This is a genomic window from Massilia solisilvae (genome assembly GCF_024753215.1).
GTDB classification, from domain to species: domain Bacteria; phylum Pseudomonadota; class Gammaproteobacteria; order Burkholderiales; family Burkholderiaceae_D; genus Telluria; species Telluria solisilvae.
In genome coordinates this window covers 194,773-216,002 of sequence record NZ_JANUGV010000003.1, presented here as the reverse complement: position 1 = coordinate 216,002, position 21,230 = coordinate 194,773, and the positions used below count along the sequence as shown (strand labels likewise).

The window sequence follows — 21,230 nt, the reverse complement described above, 5'->3', positions numbered from 1 at the left end:
TCTTGCATCAGTGCAAACTTCTGTATCCAATAAGTAACACTTCTTGAAATACCGTCGCTGACGCCGCCACAGTGTTTTGTCAGTACGTTCTTCCCTAATAGAATCTCCTCCCGGTTGCACCGATTTCGCAGCCACCGCTCGCCCCGCAAGTCCGTCCACTGCCCTGCCGTGTTGATTCGCCAGGTGCATCTGTCCAGGCCGTTGCGCCGTCCGAAACGCGATACCAATCAAGAGGGAAGAATGAACATGAATGCACTCAAGGTGGGCACCCGCCTTGTGATCGGTTTTGGCTGCCTCAGCCTGCTGCTGGTCATGATTATTGCAGTCGGCGTCAACAAGGCCTCCACACTGAACGCGGCCAGCGCGCAGATCGCGCAGCAAGAGCTGCCCAAGCTCGAGCAGTCGAGCATCCTGCTCGCCCAGGTAGACAGGATCGCGATCGCGCTGCGCAACATGATGCTCAACCCCGAGCCGCAGGACCGCAAGAAGCAGCTCGATACGATCGAGGAAGCGCGCGGCACCGCGAACGCGCAGCTTGACCTGCTGCGCGCCGAGCTGGTGGCGCCGGACGGGCGCGCCCTGGTGCAAACGGCGCAAGAGGCGCGCGCGCGCTACCGCGCCGGCCAGGACGCGCTGATCGCGCTGATCCAGGGCGGCAAGGACGATGAGGCGAAAACCTACCTGGCCACGCAACTGCGCCCGGCGCTGGCCAACTACAAGGGCACTGTCGAAAAACTGATCGCGCACGCAACCGGCCGCATCGACGCGGCCTCGCGCGATGCGGCCGCTACCTATGCCACTTCGCGCAATACCATGCTGGGACTGGGCGCACTGGCGCTGGCACTGGCGGCCATCATCGGCGCCACGATCAGCCGCAGCCTGCTCAAGCAGCTGGGCGGCGAACCGGATTACGCGGCACAGGTCGCCGGCGAGATCGCCGCTGGCAACCTGACGGTGCGGGTGGACCTGAAAGCCAACGACGAGTCGAGCCTGCTGGCGGCCATGCAGGACATGCGGCGGCAGCTGGAAGGCGTGGTGCGGCAGGTGCGCACCGGGACCGACACCATCAACACGGCCGCCGGCGAAATCGCGGCCGGCAACTACGAGCTGTCGGCCCGCACCGAGCACCAGGCCAGCGCGCTGGAAGAGACCGCGTCCTCGCTGGAGGAGCTGACCTCCACCGTGCGGCAGAACGCGGACAACGCACGCCAGGCCAACCAGCTTGCGCTGTCGGCCTCGGAGGTGGCGCAACAGGGTGGCGCGGTGGTGTCGCAGGCAGTCGAGCGCATGGCAAGCATCAACGCCGCGTCCAGGAACATCGTCGAAATCATTTCCGTCATCGACGGCATCGCCTTCCAGACCAATATTTTGGCGCTCAATGCGGCGGTCGAAGCCGCGCGCGCCGGCGAGCAAGGGCGTGGCTTCGCCGTGGTTGCCGCCGAAGTGCGCACGCTGGCCCAGCGCTCGGCGGCAGCGGCCAAGGAAATCAAGACGCTGATCGACCATTCGGTGGCGCAGGTGGACAGCGGCGCCAGGCTGGTGGACCAGGCCGGCGCGACCATGAAGGACATCATCGAGAGCGTGCGCCGGGTCACCGACATCATGGGCGAGATCACCGCCGCCAGCAGCGAGCAGAGCGCGGGACTGGAGCAGATCAACAAGGCGGTGGTCCAGATGGACCAGGTCACGCAGCAGAACGCCGCGCTGGTGGAGGAAGCCGCCGCCGCCTCGGCCTCCATGCAGGAGCAGGCGGCGAGTCTGGCCCGCACCGTGGGCGTGTTCCAGCTCGACCAGCTGGCCATCGCCGCCCCGTCGCGCAGCAGGCTGGCATTGGCCTGAGCATGCCGTGCTGCCGGGGCGCCGCGCGTCCCGGAAAATCATAGTTATTTGCAATCTAAATATCCCGCGGGAAACTTTTTCACCTATACTTGTCCTGTTGTCTATACAAATCCCTGGAGCGGACCACCGTGCCCGCTCCTGCACTTGTTGACCTGGACCTGAATGAAAATTGCAGACCTTCGCATCGGCGCCAAACTGGGCGCCGGATTCGCCCTTTTGCTCCTGTTTATGACGGTGCTGACGGCCGTCGGCATCTACCTGCTGCGCGACTACCAGGGCAGCACCGAAACGATCCTCAAGGAGGACATCGCGAAGGAACGGCTGGCCACCGAATGGATGACCGCCTCCGAGCTGAACGGCGTCCGGGCCGAAGCCCTGATCGGTGAAGACAACCCGGCCGTGCGCGCGCGCCTGGAGTTGCAGGTGAAAACCACGAGCGAACGCATCAGCAAGGTGCAGGCCGAGCTTGAGCGGCTGGTCTCGAGCGAAACCGGCAAGCAGCTCTACGAAGAAGCCACCGCCAAGCGTGACAAATACATCCGTGCGCGCGATGCCGCCGCCGCCAACGCGGGGGCGGGCCTGGACGCGATGGAAGCCGCATTGCAGGACTACGGCCACGCCATCGGCGCGCTGGCCACACACCAGCGCGAGCGCGCCGAGGGCAATGGCGACGCGGTGATCGCGCACGGCAAGACCGGGCAACTCGTGCTGTCCGCGCTGTGGGCATTGTCGATCGTCATCGCGGTCGGCTGGACGGTGCTGGTGACGCGGTCGATCACGGGCCCGCTGGGGCGCGCGATCAAGGTGGCCGAGGCGGTCGCGCAAGGCAAGCTCGATAACCGCGAACAGACCTTCTCGCGCGACGAAACCGGCCAGCTGCTCAGCGCGCTCAACCGCATGAACCGCGACCTGTACCGCATCGTCAGCGCGGTGCGCGACAGCACCGGCGCAATCGCCAGCGCCTCCGACCAGATCGCCAGCGGGAACGAAGACCTGTCGGTGCGCACCGAACAGCAGGCCGGATCGCTGGAGGAAACCGCGTCGTCGATGGAAGAACTGACCAGCACCGTCAAGCAGAACGCCGACAACGCGCGCCAGGCCAACCAGCTGGCCGACGCGGCGTCCACCGTCGCGCAGCAGGGCGGCCATGTGGTCGAGCAGGTCGTCACCACCATGGGCTCGATCAACGCATCGGCGCGCAAGATCACCGACATCATCGGCGTGATCGACGGCATCGCATTCCAGACCAACATCCTCGCGCTCAACGCCGCCGTCGAGGCGGCACGCGCCGGCGAACAGGGGCGCGGCTTTGCGGTCGTGGCGACCGAAGTGCGCAACCTGGCTCATCGTTCGGCCAGCGCGGCCAAGGAGATCAAGACGCTGATCGAGGCCTCGGTGCTGGAAGTGGACAACGGCGCCCAGTTGGTCGGCAAGGCCGGCAAGACGATGGAGGAGATCGTGGCCAGCGTCAGCCGTGTGACCGCGATCATGCGCGAGATCACCACCGCCAGCGCCGAGCAGGAAGCCGGCATCGAGCAAATCAACGAGGCGGTGAGCCAGATGGACGCGATGACGCAGCAAAACGCGGCGCTGGTCGAGGAAGCCGCGGCCGCGAGCGCGGCGATGCGCCAGCAGGCCGCCCAGCTGGAGCAGGCGGTGAGCGTATTCCAGCTCGGGCACGGCAGGTCGGAGCACAGGCTCATGCAGCCCCCGGCACCGCCCGCGCTGCGGCTGGCAGCCTGACAGTCCGTCCGCTGTACGCAACGGTCCCCGCGCGGGACCGTTTTTTTTGTGCGCCGCGTCGCGCCACGTGTTGCAGCCGCGCCTCATTTCTTTCTCTGAAAACACCAATATTTACACGCCGCAAAATACCAGTCGCATAATGGTAGGCCGGCTTTTGCTATGGAAAATGGAGCGAATGGCGGGGCCGCGCCACGAACCGGGACGGAACCGGGCCCATACTTTTATCCATAACGACAACAATGATGAGACTGGATGACCTGAAAATCGGCACGCGGATGGGGGCCAGCTACGCTCTCCTGTGCCTGCTCATGACCTTGCTGACGGCCGTCGGCGTGTGGCTGCTGCGCGACTTCGGCGCACGCTCCGAGGAAATGATGACGGATGCGCTGGCCAAGGTACGCATCATCAACGACTGGCGCGCCGCGACCGAGTTGAACGGCATGCGCACCACCATCATGATCACCTCCGAGAACGAAGCTGAGCGCACCGCGCTGGCGCCGCAAATCAAGCAGACCAGCGCGCGCATTTCGAACCTGCAAAAGCAGCTGGAACAACTGGTCGAGGACGCCGAAGGCAAGGCGCTGTACGCCAGCATCGGCACCAAGCGCAAGGCCTACATCGCACTGCGCGACAGCGCGTTCAAGGCGCGCGCCGACGGCAATGCGCAGGAGGCCGCCACGATCGCGCGCGGCGACATGGCGGCGGCGCAAAAGGCGTATGTGGACGAGATCGACAGCCTGGTCGAACACGCCAGGGCGATGGCGGCCGGCCAGGCGGCGCAAGTGAAGGCGCGCGGCGCGGCCGGACAGAAGGCGCTGGGCGCGCTGTGGCTTGGGGCGCTGGTGGTGGCGGTGAGCAGCGCCGTGCTGGCCGCCCGCTCGATCGGCCGGCCGCTGGCGCACGCGGTGGAGGTCACCAACGCCGTGGCGCAGGGCCGGCTGCACAACCGCGAGGAACGGCACGCGCATAACGAGACCGGACAGCTGCTGGCGGCGCTCAACCGCATGAACCGCGACCTGTATCGCGTGGTGGGCAAAGTGCGTGACAGCAGCGCGGCCATCGCCGCCGCCTCGGGCGAGATCGCGCACGGCAACGTGGATTTGTCGGCGCGCACCGAGCAGCAGGCCAGCTCGCTGGAGGAGACCGCGGCGTCGGTCGAGGAACTCACTTCCACCGTGAAGCAGAACGCCGCGCACGCGCGCCACGCAAGCCAGCTTGCCAGCAACGCATCCGGGGTGGCGGCCAAGGGCGGCGAGCTGGTGGCGCAGGTGGTGGGCAGCATGGACGCGATCAACACGTCGGCGCGCCGGATCACCGACATCATCGGGGTCATCGACGGCATCGCATTCCAGACCAACATCCTGGCGCTCAATGCGGCGGTGGAAGCGGCGCGCGCCGGCGAACAAGGGCGCGGCTTTGCCGTCGTCGCCTCGGAAGTGCGCAACCTGGCCCAGCGCTCGGCCAGCGCGGCCAAGGAAATCAAGGCGCTGATCGAGGTGTCGGTACAGGAGGTGGGCACCGGCAGCAGCCTGGTGGGCAAGGCCGGCGCAACGATGGAGCAGATCGTGTCCAGCGTGCACGAGGTGAGCGCCATCATGCAGGACATCGCGCTGGCCAGCAGCGAGCAGGAAGCCGGCATCGGCCAGCTCAGCCAGGCGATCAGCGGGATGGACGCGATGACCCAGCAAAACGCGGCGCTGGTCGAACAGGCCGCCGCGGCCAGCGAGACGCTGCGCCAGCAGGCGCAGGAACTGGAGGAAGCGGTGCGCGTGTTCCAGCTCGAGCAGGACGCGACGGTCCATTCGCTGCAGCCGCCTGGCGCGGGCGGCGCGCGCTCGCTGGCGCTGGCCGCCTGAGCGGATGTAGGGAGAGCAGGTTTTCCTGCCCACGCGTTCAAACAACGCATGCGTGATCTGAACGCGTGGGCGGGAGACCCGCCCACCCTACGGAAGACTACGCCTGGCCGTCGCGCTTGTATTCGTAGTACTTGCGCGCGTCGCCGCGCACCTGGTCGGCGGGGTACTTGGCGCGGTTCAGCACCATTTTTTCCTGCACCGCCGCCACCAGGTCGACGTCGAGCTTGTCGGCCAGCCGCACCAGGTACACCAGCACGTCGGCCATCTCGTGCTTCACTTCGCGCAGCTTCGCTTCGCCCAGTTCGCCGGGGCGGCCGTGCTGCAGCCACTGGAAGTGTTCCAGCAGCTCGGCCGCTTCGACCGCCAGCGCCGCCGACAGGTTCTTCGGCGTGTGGAACTGGTCCCAGTCGCGCTCGTCGACGAACTGGCGCACCAGGTCGCGCAGCTGCAGGAACTGGCCGGACGGTTCGCTCACGCCGGGGTCCAGCCTTCGGCGTAGCGCGCCAGCAGCGACTCGTACTTCTGTGCGAGTTCTTCGGCGCTGGACACGGTCACGCCCAGGTCGCGCAGCAGGCCATCCTTCAGGCCATAGACCCAGCTGTGGATGGTCAGTTCCTGGCCCCGCTCCCAGGCGTCCTGCACGATGGTGGTCTGGGCGCAGTTGATCACCTGCTCGGCCACGTTCAGCTCGACCAGGCGGTCGTGCGCGACGCCCTTGGGCATCACCTCGCCGAGGTAGCGGCCATGCTTGTGCTTGACGTCCTGGACGTGGCGCAGCCAGTTGTCGGCCAGGCCCACGCGCTGGCCGGTCAGCGCCGCGCCCACGCCGCCGCAGCCGTAGTGGCCGCAGATGATGATGTGCTTCACCTTCAGCACTTCAATGGCAAACTGCAGCACGGACAGGCAGTTCAGGTCCGAGTGCACGACCACGTTGGCGATGTTGCGGTGGACGAACATCTCGCCCGGCAGCATGCCCAGCAGTTCGTTTGCCGGCACCCGGCTGTCCGAGCAGCCGATCCACATGAACTCCGGCGCCTGCTGGGCGGCCAGCGATTTGAAGAAGTCCGGGTGTTCGGCGACCACCGAATCGGCCCATGCGCGATTCTTGGCGAATAGTTCCCGGGTGATGGGTTTTGAGTTTGGCATGTGTTCCCTTTTTGCTTACGCTACCTTGACCCGTCGCCCCGGCGCACGCCGGAGCCCATGCTGAGTCTCCGAAAGCCATGGCGGCGGCGTGCCGCAGCGTTTCCTGCAAACCGTCCATGGGTCCCGGCCTTCGCCGGGACGACGTTGTTTTAGCGCTAATGGCTAACTCGAAAAAAAACCGCTGGGACTCGCGCCATCCAGCGGTTCGGACCCTTACTCGAAGAAGTCCTTCACTTTGTCCATCCAGCCCTTGCTTTGCGGGCTGTGCTTGGCGCCGCCCTCCTTCGTCAGGCGATCGAACTCGCGCAGCAGGTCTTTCTGCTTCTCGGTCAGCTTGACCGGCGTTTCGACCACGACGTGGCAGAACAGGTCGCCAGTATACCCCGAACGCACGCCCTTGATGCCCTTGCCCTTCAGGCGGAAGGTCTTGCCGGTCTGGGTGCCCTCGGGCACGGTGAACGAGACCTTGCCAGACAGGGTCGGCACTTCGATCTCGCCGCCCAGCGCGGCCTTGGTGAACGAGATCGGCATTTCGCAATGCAGGTCGTCACCCTCGCGCTGGAACACCTGGTGCGGCTTGATGTGGATTTCCACGTACAGGTCGCCCGGCGGCCCGCCGTTGGTGCCCGGCTCGCCGTTGCCGGTCGAGCGGATGCGCATGCCGTTGTCGATGCCGGCCGGGATCTTCACTTCCAGCGTCTTGTTGCGCTTGATGCGCCCGGCGCCGCCGCAGGCCGCGCACGGCTCGGGGATCACCTTGCCGCTGCCGTGGCACTTGGGGCAGGTCTGCTGGATGCTGAAAAAGCCCTGCTGCATGCGCACCTGGCCGTGACCATGGCAGGTCGAGCAGGTGACAGGCGAAGTGCCCGGCTTGGCGCCGGTGCCGTGGCAGGTGTCGCACTTGTCCCAGCTGGGCACGCGGATGGTGGTGTCGAAACCGTGCGCCGCCTGCTCCAGCGTGATCTCCAGGTTGTAGCGCAGGTCCGCGCCGCGGTACACCTGCGGGCCCGAGCTGCGCCCGCGGCCACCGCCGAAAATGTCGCCGAAGATGTCGCCGAACGCATCGCCGAACCCGGCGCCGCCGCCAAAGCCGCCAAAGCCGCCCGCGCCCATGTTGGGATCGACGCCGGCATGGCCGTAACGGTCATAGGCCTCGCGCTTCTCCGGGTTGGTCAGCATCTCGTAGGCTTCTTTCACCTCCTTGAACTTCTCTTCCGCTTCCTTGTTGTCCGGATTGCGGTCAGGATGGTATTTCATCGCCAGCTTGCGATAAGCCTTCTTGATGTCCTCTTCCGAGGCATTCTTCGCGACCCCGAGGATCTCGTAAAAATCACGCTTTGCCATTTGTCGGCACCTTGCTGTTTATCTCAACTGTTGAAACGGTCTTTGCAAAAAAACCGAGCCGGGCACCATACGGCTGCTTCGGCTCGGCACTTTTCGCGGGATCAGCAAAGCCGATCCCCTTGTATTACTTGGCGTCCTTGACTTCCTTGAACTCCGCGTCCACCACGTCGTCCTGCTTGGCCGACGAGGCCTGCTCGGCGCCGGCGCCCGGCTGTGCGCCAGCTTGCGCGCCGCCAGCCTGTTGCTGCTGCATGTCGGCGTACATCTTCTCGCCCAGCTTTTGCGCCGCGGTGGTCAGGGCCGCGATCTTGGCATCGATGTCCGACTTGTCGCCGCTCTTGAGCGCGCCTTCCAGGTCGGTGATCGCCGCTTCGATCTTCTCCTTCTCGCCGCCTTCCAGCTTGTCGCCGTACTCGGTCAGCGACTTGCGGGTCGAGTGTACCAGCGCATCGCCCTGGTTGCGCGACTCGGCCAGTTCCTTGAGCTTGTGGTCCTCGGCCGCGTTCAGCTCGGCGTCCTTCACCATCTTCTGGATCTCTTCTTCCGACAGGCCCGAGTTGGCCTTGATGGTGATCTTGTTTTCCTTGCCGGTGGCCTTATCCTTGGCGCCCACGTGCAGGATGCCGTTGGCGTCGATGTCGAAGGTCACTTCCACCTGCGGCACGCCGCGCGGTGCCGGCGGGATGCCTTCCAGGTTGAACTCGCCCAGCGCCTTGTTACCGGCAGCCATTTCGCGCTCGCCCTGGTAGACCTTGATGGTCACGGCCGGCTGGTTGTCGTCGGCGGTCGAGAACACCTGCGAGAACTTGGTCGGGATCGTGGTGTTCTTCTGGATCATCTTGGTCATCACGCCGCCCAGGGTTTCGATACCCAGCGACAGCGGGGTCACGTCCAGCAGCAGCAGGTCCTTGCGGTCACCGGCCAGCACCGAGCCCTGGATCGCGGCGCCCACGGCCACCGCTTCGTCCGGGTTCACGTCCTTGCGCGGATCCTTGCCGAAGTACTCCTTGACCTTTTCCTGCACCTTGGGCATGCGGGTCATGCCGCCGACCAGGATGATGTCGTCGATGTCCGAGACCTTGACGCCAGCGTCCTTGATCGCGGTACGGCACGGCTCGATGGTGCGCTCGATCAGTTCCTCGACCAGTGCTTCCAGCTTGGCGCGGGTGATCTTCAGGTTCAGGTGCACCGGGGCGCCGTTGGCCATCGCGATGTACGGCTCGTTGATCTCGGTCTGCTGCGACGAGGACAGCTCGATCTTCGCGCGCTCGGCCGAAGCCTTGATGCGCTGCAGGGCGATCGGGTCCTTCTTCAGGTCCAGGCCGTTGATCTTCTTGAACTCTTCGATGATGTAGTCGATGATGCGCTGGTCGAAGTCTTCGCCGCCCAGGAAGGTGTCGCCGTTGGTCGACAGCACCTCGAACTGCTTCTCGCCTTCGACGTCGGCGATCTCGATGATCGAGATGTCGAACGTGCCGCCACCCAGGTCATACACGGCGATCTTGCGGTCGCCCTTTTCGGTCTTGTCCAGGCCGAATGCCAGCGCGGCCGCGGTCGGCTCGTTGATGATGCGCTTGACGTCCAGGCCCGCGATGCGGCCGGCGTCCTTGGTCGCCTGGCGCTGCGAGTCGTTGAAGTAGGCCGGCACCGTGATCACGGCTTCGGTCACTTCTTCGCCGAGGTAGTCTTCGGCGGTCTTCTTCATCTTGCGCAGCACTTCAGCCGAAATCTGCGGCGGGGCCAGCTTCTTGTCGCGCACGCTGATCCAGGCGTCGCCGTTGTCGGCCTTGATGATCTGGTACGGCATCAGGCCGATGTCCTTCTGCACTTCCTTCTCGTCGAACTTGCGGCCGATCAGGCGCTTGACGGCAAACAGGGTGTTCTTGGGGTTGGTCACGGCCTGGCGCTTGGCCGGCGCGCCGACCAGGATCTCGCCGTCGTCCTGATACGCGATGATCGACGGGGTGGTGCGCGCGCCTTCGGCGTTCTCGATCACCTTCGGCTGGCCGTTTTCCATGATGGCGACGCAGGAGTTGGTGGTCCCCAGGTCGATACCGATGATCTTGCCCATGATTTTGTTCCTTTTATGTAATAGATTTCAGATGGCTCAAATATTGGGAAAAACTGCGTGCTTTCAAGGGTGTTTTCCGGCCAGCACGATGTTTTTTGTTATTTCGGCTGTGCCGCCGTCACGATCGCGGGACGCAGCAGGCGGTCGGCGATCATGTAACCCTTCTGCAGCACGTTGACCACGGTATTGGCTTCCTGCTCGGACGGAACCACGGCCACGGCCTGGTGCTTGTTCGGGTCGAGCTTGTCGCCCGGCTGGGGCATGACCTCGACCAGCTTGTTGCGTTCGAAGGCGGCATTGAGCTGCTTGAGCGTCATTTCCACGCCTTCCTTGATCGATTCGACGGTCGGCGCTTCGACCTTGAGTGCCATCTCCAGGCTGTCCTTCACCGGCAGCAGCGCCTCGGCGAAGTTTTCGATGGCGAATTTGTGAGCCTTGCTCACGTCTTCCTGAGCGCGGCGGCGCACGTTGTCGGCCTCGGCCTTGGCGCGCATGAAGGCGTCATGCGTTTCGGCCAGTTTGGCTTCGGTGGCGCTGAGCTGTTCTTCGAGGCTGGGCTCGCCAGCGGCCGGCGCCGCTTCCTGGGCCGGGACCTGCTCCTGGCCGTCCGGCTGGTTCGGCACCTCTTGGTTTTCTTGGTCTTGCATCGAAAAAACTCCTAGAATCAAGGACTTGGCAAAGTGTTGGTGTTGTCCTGCTGTTGTACAGGCCACCAGATGGGGCGATCTCCTACATTTTCAAGGGGAATGCGGCTCAAACTGTTATGTTGCCATTTCACCATTCGTTACAAAATTTACACAACCGGGGATTCTTTTCGGCGGCGGAAGTTCTAAGATGGACTTGTGAGCAGCGTCGCGCACGAGCGACGTTTTTGTGTCGCCCTTGGGGTCGAAACCATGAAATTGCAATTGATCAGTGCCGCCATCGTGGCCTACACCATCCTCGCGATGGCGTGGATCTGCTACGCCGGCCTGGGGGTCCAGGCACACTGAAAACCTGACATTTTAACAGGCCGGCAACGCCGGTTCCTGCCTCTGGCTCCTGAACCGGCCTGGCCCGCCTGCGTCACGACCGACCGCGTGACCGCAAGCCCTCGGCGCTCCCGCCCCTTACACCGCTCCCATCTGCTCGGCCCGCTCACCGCCGATCGCGGCATCGCGCCGTTCGGCTTCACGCTGGGACGGGCTCATCATCGTGGGCCAGCCGATCAGGTGCTGCTCGGCAATCTCGGCCATGCCGGCGATCCAGGCCGGCGCCTCGTTCAGGCAGGGGATGTAGTGGTAATCCTGCCCGCCGGCGGCCTCGAACTCGCGCCGCACTTCCATGTTGATTTCCTCGAGCGTTTCCAGGCAGTCGCTGGTAAAGCCGGGGCAGATCACGTCCACCCGGCGGAGCCCATCGCGCGCCAGTTGCGCCACGGTGGGCGCGGTGTACGGCTGCAGCCATTCGGCGCGCCCGAAGCGCGACTGGAAGGTGACGATGTAATCATTGGGCGACAGGCGCAGGCGGTCGGCCAGCAGGCGCGCGGTCTTGTGGCATTCGCAGTGATAGGGGTCGCCCAGCAGCAGGGTGCGCTTGGGCACCCCGTGAAAGCTCATCACCAGCTTTTCGCCGCGGCCGTTCGCCTCCCAGTGCTCCAGGATGGTGTCGCGCAGCGCGTCGATGTAGCCGTCGTGGTCGTGGTAGTGCTTGACCAGGCGCAGCTCGGGCACGTTGCGCACCGTGGCGTAGTGCGCGAACACCGCGTCCCAGATCGAGCCGGTGGTGGTGCCGGAGTACTGCGGGTAGGCCGGCATGATCGCGATCCGGTCCACGCCCTCGGCCTTCAGGCGCGCCAGCACCTCGGCCAGCCCGGGCGCGCCGTAGCGCATGGCCCAGGCCACCTTGATCGAATCATGGCCGCGCTCTTCCAGCGCCGCCTGCAGCAGCGCGGCCTGCTTTTCGGTGTGCACGCGCAGCGGCGAGCCGTCGCGGGTCCAGATCATCTCGTACTTGGCGGCCGATGCGCCGGAACGGAACGGCAGGATGACCAGATGCAGGATGAACCACCAGATGCGCCTGGGAATCTCGACCACGCGCGGGTCGGACAGGAACTCTTTCAGGTAGCGGCGCACGGCCCGGCGGCTTGGCGCATCCGGGGTGCCGAGATTGACCAGCACGAGCGCGTTGCGGGCAACGCTGCCGTGGGTGTGCGGTGGTTCTTTTTGGAAAGGCATCTGTGCGTGTATGGACGGCTTGAGACCCGCCATTATAAATTCAGCCACGGTTTGTGCAGAAAGGATATTTGTCGTGCCGTCGCGACTCAGGTAGGGTGGGCAGCTCGCTGCCCACGCGTCCAGTTCGTGCTGGCGCTGCCTGAACGCGTGGGCGCGGGCCCCGCCCACCCTACGACGGACGGTGCCCACACCGGACGCGCACCTCAGGACGCCAGCAGCTCGCGCGCGTGCTTGCGCGTGGTCTCGGTGATCTCCAGCCCGCCCAGCATGCGCGCGACTTCTTCCACCCGTTCGCGCGCGCCCAGCACGTCGATGCGCGAGACGGTCTTGCCCGAATCCAGCGTGCCCTTGGCCACCTGGAAGTGCTGGTTGGCCTGGCTGGCCACCTGCGGCAGGTGCGTCACGCACAGCACCTGGCGCTGCTGGCCCAGGCGCTTGAGCAGGCGGCCCACCACTTCGGCCACGCCGCCGCCGATGCCGCTGTCCACCTCGTCGAAGATCAGCGTCGGCGTGACCGTGGCGCTGGAGGTGATCACCGAAATGGCCAGCGAAATGCGCGCCAGCTCGCCGCCCGAGGCCACCTTGGCCAGCGGCCGCGGCGCCACGCCTGCATGGCCCGCCACCAGGAACTCGACCTGTTCCAGGCCGTGGGCAGTCGGCTCGCAATCATTGAGCGCGACCTCGAACCGGCCGCCGCCCATGGACAGATCCTGCATCGCCACCGTCACCTGCTCGGACAGCGTTTTGGCCGCCTGTGCGCGGGTGCGCGAGAGCGCTTCGGCCAGCGCCATGTAAGCCGCCTTGGCTTTTTGCTCCTGGCGGCGCAGGCCGTCGATGTCGGTGGCGTCGGCCAGCTGGCGCAGCTTGTCGGCCAGCGCCGCGTGCTCGGCCGGCAGCTCCTCGGGCGCCACGCGGAACTTGCGCGCGGTGCCGTGGATGGCCTCCATGCGCGCGTCCACTTCGCGCAGGCGCTCCGGGTCCAGCTCGACCTTGTCGATGTAGTCGTTGAGCGCGTACACCGCCTCCTGCAGCTGGATGCGCGCCGGCTCCATGCAGTCGAGCACCGGCTGCAGCGCCGCGTCCACGTCCACCAGCTTGGCCAGCTTCTGGTTCAGGCCGGAGAGCTGCGACAGGATCGGATGGTCCGATTCCGAAATGGCGGCCAGCGCCTCCTGCGCGCCTTCGAGCAGGCTGGCCGCGTGCGACAGGCGGCTGTGCTCATTGCTGATCTCGGTCCACTCGCCCGGCTTGACGGCCAGCTTGTCCAGTTCGCCCACCTGCCACTCCAGCCGCTCGCGTTCGAGCATCACGTTCTTGGCATTGGTCTCGAATTCCTCGAGCTGGCGGGCCAGCTGGCGCCAGGCCCTGTAGCCGGACGCCACCGCCTGGGCCTGCGCGCGCGCGGCCGGGTCGTGCACGGCCAGCAGGTTGTCCAGCAGCGCGCGCTGCGCGTCGTTCTTGAGCAGCGACTGGTGCGCGTGCTGGCCGTGGATATCGACCAGCATCTCGCCCAGCTCGCGCAGCTGCGCGGCGGTTGCGGCGACGCCGTTGATGTAGGCCTTGGAGCGCCCCGCGTTGTCGATCACCCGGCGCAGCAGCGCCCCGCCCTCGTCCACCGCGAACTCGTTCTGCTCCAGCCAGGCCTGGGCGTCGGGCGTGGCCGCGAAATCGGCCGTGATGTCGGCCTTGGCCGCGCCCTCGCGCACCATGCTGGCTTCGCCACGCCCGCCCAGCGCCAGCTGCAGCGCGTCGATCAGGATCGATTTGCCGGCGCCGGTCTCGCCGGTGAAGACCGAAAAGCCGCTCGAGAATTCGAGCTCGATGGCATCGACGATGACGAAGTCGCGGATGGTCAGGGTGCGCAGCATGAAGAAACAGGTCTCCTGTGTGTACTTATGAGAGCTTGCCGTCGCTGGACGGGTACTCGTTCCAGTGCAGCTTTTCGCGCAGCGTGCCGTAGTAGCTCCAGCCCTGCGGGTGCAGGAAGGTGATCATGTGCGGCGAGCGCGAGAGCACGATCTCGTCCCCGTGCTGCAGGCTGGCGAAGGTCTGCATGTCGAAGTTGACGCTGATGTCGCGGCCGTTGACGATCGTGACCACGATCTCGCTGGAGTCGGGCACCACGATGGGCCGGTTGGACAAGGCGTGCGGCGCGATCGGCACCAGCGCGAAGCCGCGCACGCTCGGGTGCAGCAGCGGGCCGCCGGCCGACAGCGCATAGGCGGTGGAGCCGGTCGGCGTGGTGATGATCAGGCCGTCCGAGCGCTGGTTGTACATGAACTGGCCGTCCACCGTCACGCGCAGCTCGGCCATGCCGGCGCCGGTGCCGCGCGCGACCACCACGTCGTTCACGGCCACGCCGCAGAAGATCATTTCGCCGGCGCGCATCACGCGCCCTTCGAGCAGGGTACGCTGTTCGGTGGTGGCGCTGCCTTCGAGGATCTCGCCCAGCGCCGGCAGCATGCGGTCGATCGGGATGTCGGTGATGAAGCCCAGGCGCCCCTGGTTGATGCCGATGAGCGGCACGTTGTACTTGGCCAGCTGGCGCGCGATGCCGAGCATGGTGCCGTCGCCGCCGACCACCACCGCGTAGGAGGCGTGCTTGCCGATCTCGGGGGCGCTCATCGCGGCCACGCCCGGCATCTGCACGTGGGCCGCGGTCTCGGCCTCGAACACGACGCGGTAGCCGGCACCCTGCAAAAAGCCGACGATGCCGGCGACCGTTTCCTCGATCCCGGCGGTGTTGTGCCGCACGACCAGGGCGATGGTCTTTTGTGGTTCAGGCGAAGCGGGCATAGGCTAGTGGTGGGTCGATGGGTGGCACACGCGGCAGATTAACCGATTATCCAGGGCGCGGCTACACGGCGGCCGGCCCGGGACTGTACAAACGCACAGTATAGTTGGGCCGGCCGGCGCGCCGCAAGTTCAGTGCGCAAGCGCCATCGCCAGGGCCGCCAGCACCGCGATGGACATTCCGAGCAGGTGCAGCGCCATCAGCACGACCCAGCGCAGCGCGGTGGCGGTGCGCGAGCCGCCATAGACGCGGCGCATGGCGGTGGGCAGGTAGAACGCGAGCCAGAAGCCCAGCGCCGGGCGCAGGTACGGCACGTTCGCGGGCAGCACCATCATCAGGATCAGCATCAGGAACGCGAACGCGTTAGTGTGCAGCGCGAACAGCAGGTGCTCGCCGTACAGGCGCCCGGAACCGAGGTACAGCAGCTTCAGGTACAGCGCAAACACCGGCATCATCGCGAAGATCGCGTACGGGCCAAAGGCGAAGAACGCCGACTTGAGCGCCTCGAACTGCTCCTCCCGGGGCAGCCTGCTGAAGTGGCCGATCTTGGCGGCCAGGTTCTTGCCCAGGCGCGCTTCCAGGCGCTGCTCGTCACCCTCGTCCAGCCTCAGGAAATCGGTATTGCCCTCCCCGTCCGGCTCCGCGCGCTTGGCCGTATCGATGGCCTTTTGGGCCAGCACCATTCCGGCGGCGGTCGCCGCGCCGCCTTCCTTCTTGGCGGCGTCGATGTCCGCCTGCGCCTTGTCGAGCTGCCGCGCCTGCTTTGCCTGCTCGGCTTGCTGCGCGGCGGTGACCGGCTCCTTTGGCTTTTCCGTATTGAAGCCGTGCGTGTTCATCTTCAGCACCGCGAACAGCACCAGGCTGAACGTCAGGTACAGGCGCAGCGGCAGCACATAGCGCACGCGCTTGCCTTCGATGTAATCACGCGTCAGCCGTCCAGGCTTGAACAGCAGCAGCACCAGCGTCTTCCAGAGCTTGCTCTCGAGCGCGATGTAATGGCCGACGAACTCGTGGATGTACTCGCCCACGCCCGGCACGTGGGCGTGCGTGTCCTGCCCGCAGTGCTGGCAGTACGCGGCCTGCACGGACGCGCCGCAGTTCAGGCAGTGGGCAGGCGGTTGGTGGACGACGGCTTCGTGTTTCAAGGCACACCCTGGAATAGTTCAAGAACGACAAGTTTAATGGCTTCGTTTCCGAATTGCATCATCCAATTGCGCGACCGCCCACGCCGCAGCGCGTTACGATCCAGGCAACAGCATCGAAAGGAGAAGTGATGGTTACCGAAACCAAGGACCGCTTCATCAATACCAGGGCGCCGATGGAAAACGACCAGGTCAAGCGCGAGCCGCACGAGCGCGACGAGTCGCCCGACGCGCAGGACCAGCGCCCGCGCGGCGTGATACGCCAGGCCGCCGAAGACCTGGCGCAGGGCCTGGTGGACACCGATGCGCGCGACGGCACCGACATCGAGCAGGCCACCCAGCCGGCGCCGGGCGCGAGCGGCCAGGCCAACCCGCTGCCCGACCGTTCGCGCGACATGCGCGACCACGATGCGCCCCATCCCGGCCAGGGGAAAAACAAGTGAGCGCCCGGCTGGCGCTGGCCGCCGGGCTTTGGGCCGCGGCGGCAACGGCAGTCGCGCAGAACATGCCAGCCGGCTTCGGCCCCAACCCGGCCTTGCCGGAACCGGAGCATTCCCTCATCCCGACCCTGCACGTCGCACCCACCGAGCCGTGGCCCAAGGGCGCGCACCCGGCGCCCGCGGCCGGGCTGGAAGTGTCCGAGTACGCGAGCGGGCTGGACCATCCTCGCAACGTTTACGTGCTGCCCAACGGTGACGTGCTGGTGGCCGAGACCAATCGTCCGGCCAGCGCCAAGGAAAAGCAAAGCATCCGCAACATGGTGCAAAAGCACGAGCAGAAGGTGGCCGGCGCCGGCGTGCCTTCGGCCAATCGCATCACGCTGCTGCGCGGGCTCAAGGCTGACGGCAGCGCGGCCACCAGAACCGTGTTCCTCGAAGGCCTGAACTCGCCGTATGGGATGGTGCTGGTCGGCCAGGACTTGTACGTGGCCGATGCCGATGCGCTGCTGCGCTTTCCGTACAAGACCGGCGAGACGCACATCGCGGCCAAGGGCAAGGAGGTGCTGGCCCTGCCGGCGGGCATCAATCACCACTGGACCAAGAATGTGGTGGCCAGCGACGACGGCAAGAAGCTGTACGTGTCGGTCGGCTCCAACAGCAACATCGGCGACAACGGCATGGAAGTGGAACTGGGGCGCGCGGCGATCTGGGAATACGACATCGCCAGCGCCAAGGGCCGCGTGTTCGCCAGCGGCTTGCGCAACCCGAACGGGCTGGCGATCAATCCGCAAAGCCACGTGCTGTGGACCAGCGTGAACGAGCGCGACGAGATCGGCAACGAGCTGCCGCCGGACTACCTGACCTCGGTGAAGGAAGGCGGCTTCTACGGCTGGCCGTACAGTTACTGGGGCCAGCACGTGGACACGCGCGTCAAGCCGCAGCGGCCCGACCTGGTGGCCAAGGCCATCGTGCCCGATTACGGGCTGGGCGCGCACACGGCCTCGCTCGGCCTGGCGTTCTACGACGCCAGCCTGATGCCGCAGTTCAGGAACGGCGCGCTGGTCGGCCAGCACGGCTCGTGGAACCGCAGGCCGTTTGCCGGGTACAAGGTCATTTTCGTGCCGTTCGCGGACGGCAAACCAAGCGGGCCGCCGCAAGACGTGCTGGCCGGGTTCCTGAGCAAGGACGGGCACGCGTACGGACGCCCGGTGGGCGTGGCGGTGGACCGCCAGGGCGCGATCCTGGTCGCGGACGACGTGGGCAACAAGGTCTGGCGGGTCACGCCCGCCGGAAAACATTCACCTGAAAGGAGAACACAATGATCAATCGCACGGGCAGTGCCGTCTGGAGCGGCGGCCTCAAAGACGGCAAGGGCACGGTGTCGACGCAAAGCGGGGCGCTCAAGGACACGCAGTACGGCTTCAAGACGCGCTTCGAGGACGGCGCCGGGACCAATCCCGAAGAACTGATCGCGGCCGCGCATGCGGGCTGCTTCACGATGGCCTTATCGGCCCAGCTGGGCGAGGCAGGCATGACCGCCACCCGGCTGGAGACGACGGCCACGGTGTCGCTGGACAAGGCCGACGGCGGCTTTGCGATCACCGCGGTGCACCTGGCGCTGGTGGCGAGCATTCCCGGCGCCACCGAAGAAGCGTTCCAGGCCGCGGCGCTCAAGGCCAAGGAAGGCTGCCCGGTATCGAAGCTGCTCAAGGGCGCGAACATCACGATGGACGCGAAGCTGCAGGCGTAGCGTGAGCGGGTTTCCCGCCCGCGCGTTCAAACGGAGCATGCGTTGCCCGAACGCGTGGGCAGGAGAACCTGCCCGCCCTACCCGACATCCGGCAAGAACCGCCGCAAGCGCATACAATCGCAGCTTCGTTTCACATCTCACAAGGACCACGAATGCGCATCCTGCACACCATGCTGCGGGTCGGCGACCTGCAGCGCTCGATCGATTTCTATACCAACGTACTGGGCATGAAGCTGCTGCGCACCAGCGACAACCCCGAGTACAAGTACAAGCTGGCCTTCCTGGGCTACGGCAGCAATCCCGACCACGCCGAGCTCGAGCTGACCTACAACTACGGCGTGGACAAGTACGAGATGGGCACGGCCTACGGCCACATCGCCCTGTCCGCCGACGACATCTACAAGGTGTGCGACCAGGTGCGTGCCAAGGGCGGCAACATCATGCGCGAGCCGGGTCCGGTGAAGGGCGGCAGCACGGTGATCGCGTTCATCACCGACCCGGATGGCTACAAGGTCGAGCTCATCGAACGCAAGGACGATGCAGGCGGCGCCGGCCTGAACGCCTGATCGCCCATCAGCTGCAGCGCTGGGTCAGCAGGCGCGGCAGCGTCACCCTGAAGCAGCAGCCGGCCTGGCCGTTGGCCAGGCATTGCGCATCGCCGCCGTGGTGGCGCGCAATCTGGCGCACCAGATTCAGGCCCAGGCCAACCCCGCCGGCCGCCTCGCTGGCGCCGGCAACACGATAGAACGGCTCGAACACGCGCTCGCGTTCACCCTCGGGAATACCCGGTCCGGCATCGCGCACCTCCAGCCGCAGCATCCCCTGCACCTCTTCCAGCCCCACCTCGACGGCCGAACCGGCGCCGTAACGGACCGCATTTTCGAGCAGGTTGCGCACCATGCGGCGCAGCAGTCTTGGGTCTCCCGTCATGCCGAGCGCGCGCGCCTGCAGCTGCGCACCGGCGCGCGCGCACTCCTCGGCGAGGATGCCGGTCAGGTCCACCTCCTCGGCCAGCGCGGCGCCGATGCCGACGGCCTCCAGCCGGCTGGCCAGCAGCACCTCGTCGATCAGCTGGTCCAGTTCGGCCACGTTGCGGCGCAGCTCGGACGCGACCGCAGGGGGCACCTGCCCGGCCGCCAGTTCGGCCGCCATGCGGATGCGCGCAAGCGGCGAGCGCAGTTCGTGCGAGGCGTTCGCCAGCAGCGATTTCTGGGCGCGCACCAGCGCTTCGATGCGGGTGGCGGCATCGTTGAAGCTTGCGGCCAGGCGCGCGACTTCGTCGTCGCCCTCGACCGGTACGCGCGTGGCCAACTGGCCTTCGCCCCACGCGTGGACGCTGTCCTGCAGCCGTTCCAGCCGGCGCGTCAGGCGGCGCACCACGGGATATGCCACCGTGGCTACGGCCAGCGCAATCAGCGCCAGCATCACCGCCAGCCCGGCCAGGTGCATGCCCGGGCCGACGACTGCGAGCCCGGCGGCGACGGGATCGAAGGCCAGGTGCGCCAGCGCGAACAGGAAGGCCGCGAGCAGCAGGCTGGCCAGCAAGGCCAGGTAGAGGCGCACGTACAGCCGCCGCGGCAGCGGCACGCGCGCGGCCGGCGGTGCGGCCTCACGCATCCTGCACCTTTGCGAACACGTAGCCGGCCCCGCGCACGGTGATGATGCGGCGCGGCTGGCGCGGGTCGTCCTCGATGGCGGCGCGCAGGCGGCCGATGTGGACATCGACCGAGCGGTCGAAGGGATCGAAGGCCGCGCCCTTGACGGCGTCGATCAGCTGCTCGCGCGATAGCACGCGCCCGGCGCGCTCGGCCAGCGCGACCAGCAGGTCGAACTGGTAGGCCGTCAGCGCGCGCGCCTGCCCGTCCAGCCGCACGGCGCGCGCGCCAAGGTCGATGTCGAGGCGGCCGAAACGCAGCACCTCGGCGCCGGCATCGTCTGCCAGCGGCGGGCGGCGCAGCACGGCGCGGACCCGCGCCAGCAGCTCGCGCGGCTCGAACGGCTTGGGAAGATAGTCGTCGGCCCCGATCTCCAACCCGAGGACACGGTCGAACGGATCGCCTTTGGCGGTCAGCATCACGACCGGGATCGAGCGCAGCGGCGCGGCCAGGGCGCGCAGCTGGCGGCACACGTCCAGGCCATCGGCGTCCGGCAGCATCAGGTCGAGCAGGACCAGCGCGAACGGCGCGCCCTCCTGCTGCAGCAGGGCCAGCCCCTCGCGCGCGCTGGCCGCATGCCGCAGCGCGAAACCGTGCGGCGCGAGGTAGGCCGCGAGCATGCCTGCCAGGCGCTCGTCGTCTTCGATCATGAGGACATGCTGGACCATGCGCGGATCATACCTCAATGCATGTGCGCCCTGAGGTGCTCGGCGAACCTGGCCCGCTGCTCGGGCGTGAGCACCTCGGCGGCATCGGCCGCCGCCGCCGTGATGCGGCGGCTGATCTGGTCGAACAGCCGCACCTGTTCGGCGCGCAGCTGTTCCAGCGCGGCGCGGTCCACCACCGGCGCCGTCAAAAGCTCGTGCGCGCGTGCGTGCGCCTGATGGAACTGTTCGTGCAGCGGGCCCAGGTCGGCCACGGCGGCGTTGGCGATGGCCTGCACCCGTGCCTTCTGGTCCGGGCTGGCGCCGGTAGTGAGCTGCTCGACCATCCGGTCCACGTGCGCCTGCATCGACGACTGCCCGCCGTGCCCGTGATGGCCGTGCATGCCGGGGGCGGCGCCGGCCAGGCTGGCATAGGCAGCGCTGGCCGCGATGGCCAGCGTGGCGCCGAGCAGCCAGCGCCGCAGCGGGCGGAAAGCGGAGATCTTGTTGTCGTCGTACGTTTTCATGGAGAGCCTCTTGTGTGGTGAAGGAGATTCCACTGTACGGCGGCCGTTTTGCGCTTCTGTGTG

Annotated in this window: 19 protein-coding genes; 7 read left to right on the top strand and 12 right to left on the bottom strand. The window is 66.5% G+C overall.

The window, feature by feature from the left end; all coding sequences use genetic code 11:
- Positions 1-240: 240 nt before the first annotated feature.
- The 3 genes from NX773_RS23550 to NX773_RS13955 all read left to right on the top strand — a co-directional run bounded on the left by NX773_RS23550 (position 241) and on the right by NX773_RS13955 (position 5,438).
- Positions 241-1,839: a methyl-accepting chemotaxis protein gene (locus tag NX773_RS23550; RefSeq protein ID WP_307728590.1), complete on the top strand. Its 1,599-nt coding sequence runs from the start codon at positions 241-243 to the stop codon at positions 1,837-1,839.
- Positions 1,840-2,001: 162 nt separating this feature from the next.
- Positions 2,002-3,582, top strand: coding sequence for a methyl-accepting chemotaxis protein (locus NX773_RS13960; protein ID WP_258856931.1), 1,581 nt, complete (start codon positions 2,002-2,004; stop codon positions 3,580-3,582).
- Positions 3,583-3,821: 239 nt separating this feature from the next.
- The gene (locus tag NX773_RS13955) at positions 3,822-5,438 is read left to right on the top strand and encodes a methyl-accepting chemotaxis protein (RefSeq protein WP_258856930.1); all 1,617 of its coding nucleotides are present in this window, start codon (positions 3,822-3,824) and stop codon (positions 5,436-5,438) included.
- A 97-nt stretch (positions 5,439-5,535) separates the two neighbouring features.
- Here the strand turns inward: NX773_RS13955 and NX773_RS13950 are convergent, their stop codons facing one another.
- The 9 genes from NX773_RS13950 to NX773_RS13910 form a co-directional block, all read right to left on the bottom strand.
- Positions 5,536-5,913 (bottom strand): nucleotide pyrophosphohydrolase, encoded by a 378-nt coding sequence (locus tag NX773_RS13950; RefSeq protein WP_258856929.1) that lies wholly within the window; start codon positions 5,911-5,913, stop codon positions 5,536-5,538.
- Positions 5,910-6,584 carry a carbonate dehydratase gene (gene can / locus NX773_RS13945; protein ID WP_258856928.1) on the bottom strand — a complete coding sequence of 225 codons (675 nt, stop codon included), beginning with the start codon at positions 6,582-6,584 and terminating at the stop codon, positions 5,910-5,912. The genes NX773_RS13950 and can overlap by 4 nt, the downstream gene beginning before the upstream one ends.
- A 213-nt stretch (positions 6,585-6,797) precedes the next feature.
- Entirely contained in the window at positions 6,798-7,928 is a 1,131-nt protein-coding gene (gene dnaJ, locus NX773_RS13940; RefSeq protein WP_258856927.1) for a molecular chaperone DnaJ, read from the bottom strand.
- Between the two features lie 124 nt (positions 7,929-8,052).
- Positions 8,053-9,999 (bottom strand): molecular chaperone DnaK, encoded by a 1,947-nt coding sequence (dnaK, locus tag NX773_RS13935; RefSeq protein WP_258856926.1) that lies wholly within the window; start codon positions 9,997-9,999, stop codon positions 8,053-8,055.
- A 98-nt stretch (positions 10,000-10,097) separates the two neighbouring features.
- The gene (gene grpE, locus NX773_RS13930; protein WP_258856925.1) at positions 10,098-10,646 is read right to left on the bottom strand and encodes a nucleotide exchange factor GrpE; all 549 of its coding nucleotides are present in this window, start codon (positions 10,644-10,646) and stop codon (positions 10,098-10,100) included.
- A 462-nt stretch (positions 10,647-11,108) separates the two neighbouring features.
- Positions 11,109-12,215, bottom strand: coding sequence for a ferrochelatase (gene hemH, locus NX773_RS13925; RefSeq protein ID WP_258856924.1), 1,107 nt, complete (start codon positions 12,213-12,215; stop codon positions 11,109-11,111).
- Between the two features lie 203 nt (positions 12,216-12,418).
- Entirely contained in the window at positions 12,419-14,083 is a 1,665-nt protein-coding gene (gene recN, locus NX773_RS13920) for a DNA repair protein RecN (RefSeq protein ID WP_258856923.1), read from the bottom strand.
- A 25-nt stretch (positions 14,084-14,108) separates the two neighbouring features.
- A complete protein-coding gene (locus NX773_RS13915) occupies positions 14,109-15,011 on the bottom strand; it encodes an NAD kinase (protein WP_258856922.1) in 903 nt (300 codons plus the stop codon).
- Positions 15,012-15,140: 129 nt separating this feature from the next.
- Positions 15,141-16,154, bottom strand: coding sequence for a DUF3667 domain-containing protein (locus NX773_RS13910; RefSeq protein WP_258856921.1), 1,014 nt, complete (start codon positions 16,152-16,154; stop codon positions 15,141-15,143).
- Between the two features lie 128 nt (positions 16,155-16,282).
- Between NX773_RS13910 and NX773_RS13905 the strand changes: the two genes are divergently transcribed.
- From NX773_RS13905 to gloA, 4 genes are all read left to right on the top strand, one after another.
- Entirely contained in the window at positions 16,283-16,594 is a 312-nt protein-coding gene (locus NX773_RS13905; RefSeq protein WP_258856920.1) for a hypothetical protein, read from the top strand.
- 62 nt (positions 16,595-16,656) lie between these two features.
- Complete coding sequence (locus tag NX773_RS13900) at positions 16,657-17,913, top strand: PQQ-dependent sugar dehydrogenase (protein ID WP_258857124.1); 1,257 nt, start codon at positions 16,657-16,659, stop codon at positions 17,911-17,913.
- Complete coding sequence (locus NX773_RS13895; RefSeq protein ID WP_258856919.1) at positions 17,910-18,341, top strand: OsmC family protein; 432 nt, start codon at positions 17,910-17,912, stop codon at positions 18,339-18,341. The genes NX773_RS13900 and NX773_RS13895 overlap by 4 nt, the downstream gene beginning before the upstream one ends.
- A 152-nt stretch (positions 18,342-18,493) precedes the next feature.
- Positions 18,494-18,907, top strand: coding sequence for a lactoylglutathione lyase (gene gloA / locus NX773_RS13890; protein WP_258856918.1), 414 nt, complete (start codon positions 18,494-18,496; stop codon positions 18,905-18,907).
- A gap of 7 nt (positions 18,908-18,914) precedes the next feature.
- On the opposite strand, the gene NX773_RS13885 is transcribed toward gloA, so the two are convergent.
- The 3 genes from NX773_RS13885 to NX773_RS13875 are packed head-to-tail and all read right to left on the bottom strand — an operon-like array spanning position 18,915 to position 21,167.
- Entirely contained in the window at positions 18,915-19,958 is a 1,044-nt protein-coding gene (locus NX773_RS13885; protein ID WP_258856917.1) for a HAMP domain-containing sensor histidine kinase, read from the bottom strand.
- Entirely contained in the window at positions 19,951-20,664 is a 714-nt protein-coding gene (locus NX773_RS13880) for a winged helix-turn-helix domain-containing protein (protein ID WP_258856916.1), read from the bottom strand. The genes NX773_RS13885 and NX773_RS13880 overlap by 8 nt, the downstream gene beginning before the upstream one ends.
- A gap of 14 nt (positions 20,665-20,678) precedes the next feature.
- Complete coding sequence (locus NX773_RS13875) at positions 20,679-21,167, bottom strand: Spy/CpxP family protein refolding chaperone (protein ID WP_258856915.1); 489 nt, start codon at positions 21,165-21,167, stop codon at positions 20,679-20,681.
- Positions 21,168-21,230: the final 63 nt, after the last annotated feature.

What these genes read in the sequence shown, in the direction of transcription:
- NX773_RS13905 (WP_258856920.1), top strand. Translation starts at nt 16,283, where the DNA reads ATGGTTACCGAAACCAAGGACCGCTTCATCAATACCAGGGCGCCGATG.
- NX773_RS13960 (WP_258856931.1), top strand. Translation starts at nt 2,002, where the DNA reads ATGAAAATTGCAGACCTTCGCATCGGCGCCAAACTGGGCGCCGGATTC.
- dnaJ (WP_258856927.1), bottom strand. Translation starts at nt 7,928, where the DNA reads ATGGCAAAGCGTGATTTTTACGAGATCCTCGGGGTCGCGAAGAATGCC.
- hemH (WP_258856924.1), bottom strand. Translation starts at nt 12,215, where the DNA reads ATGCCTTTCCAAAAAGAACCACCGCACACCCACGGCAGCGTTGCCCGC.
- dnaK (WP_258856926.1), bottom strand. Translation starts at nt 9,999, where the DNA reads ATGGGCAAGATCATCGGTATCGACCTGGGGACCACCAACTCCTGCGTC.
- grpE (WP_258856925.1), bottom strand. Translation starts at nt 10,646, where the DNA reads ATGCAAGACCAAGAAAACCAAGAGGTGCCGAACCAGCCGGACGGCCAG.
- NX773_RS13875 (WP_258856915.1), bottom strand. Translation starts at nt 21,167, where the DNA reads ATGAAAACGTACGACGACAACAAGATCTCCGCTTTCCGCCCGCTGCGG.
- NX773_RS23550 (WP_307728590.1), top strand. Translation starts at nt 241, where the DNA reads ATGAACATGAATGCACTCAAGGTGGGCACCCGCCTTGTGATCGGTTTT.
- NX773_RS13955 (WP_258856930.1), top strand. Translation starts at nt 3,822, where the DNA reads ATGATGAGACTGGATGACCTGAAAATCGGCACGCGGATGGGGGCCAGC.
- NX773_RS13900 (WP_258857124.1), top strand. Translation starts at nt 16,657, where the DNA reads ATGCCAGCCGGCTTCGGCCCCAACCCGGCCTTGCCGGAACCGGAGCAT.
- recN (WP_258856923.1), bottom strand. Translation starts at nt 14,083, where the DNA reads ATGCTGCGCACCCTGACCATCCGCGACTTCGTCATCGTCGATGCCATC.
- can (WP_258856928.1), bottom strand. Translation starts at nt 6,584, where the DNA reads ATGCCAAACTCAAAACCCATCACCCGGGAACTATTCGCCAAGAATCGC.
- NX773_RS13880 (WP_258856916.1), bottom strand. Translation starts at nt 20,664, where the DNA reads ATGGTCCAGCATGTCCTCATGATCGAAGACGACGAGCGCCTGGCAGGC.
- NX773_RS13895 (WP_258856919.1), top strand. Translation starts at nt 17,910, where the DNA reads ATGATCAATCGCACGGGCAGTGCCGTCTGGAGCGGCGGCCTCAAAGAC.
- NX773_RS13915 (WP_258856922.1), bottom strand. Translation starts at nt 15,011, where the DNA reads ATGCCCGCTTCGCCTGAACCACAAAAGACCATCGCCCTGGTCGTGCGG.
- NX773_RS13885 (WP_258856917.1), bottom strand. Translation starts at nt 19,958, where the DNA reads ATGCGTGAGGCCGCACCGCCGGCCGCGCGCGTGCCGCTGCCGCGGCGG.
- gloA (WP_258856918.1), top strand. Translation starts at nt 18,494, where the DNA reads ATGCGCATCCTGCACACCATGCTGCGGGTCGGCGACCTGCAGCGCTCG.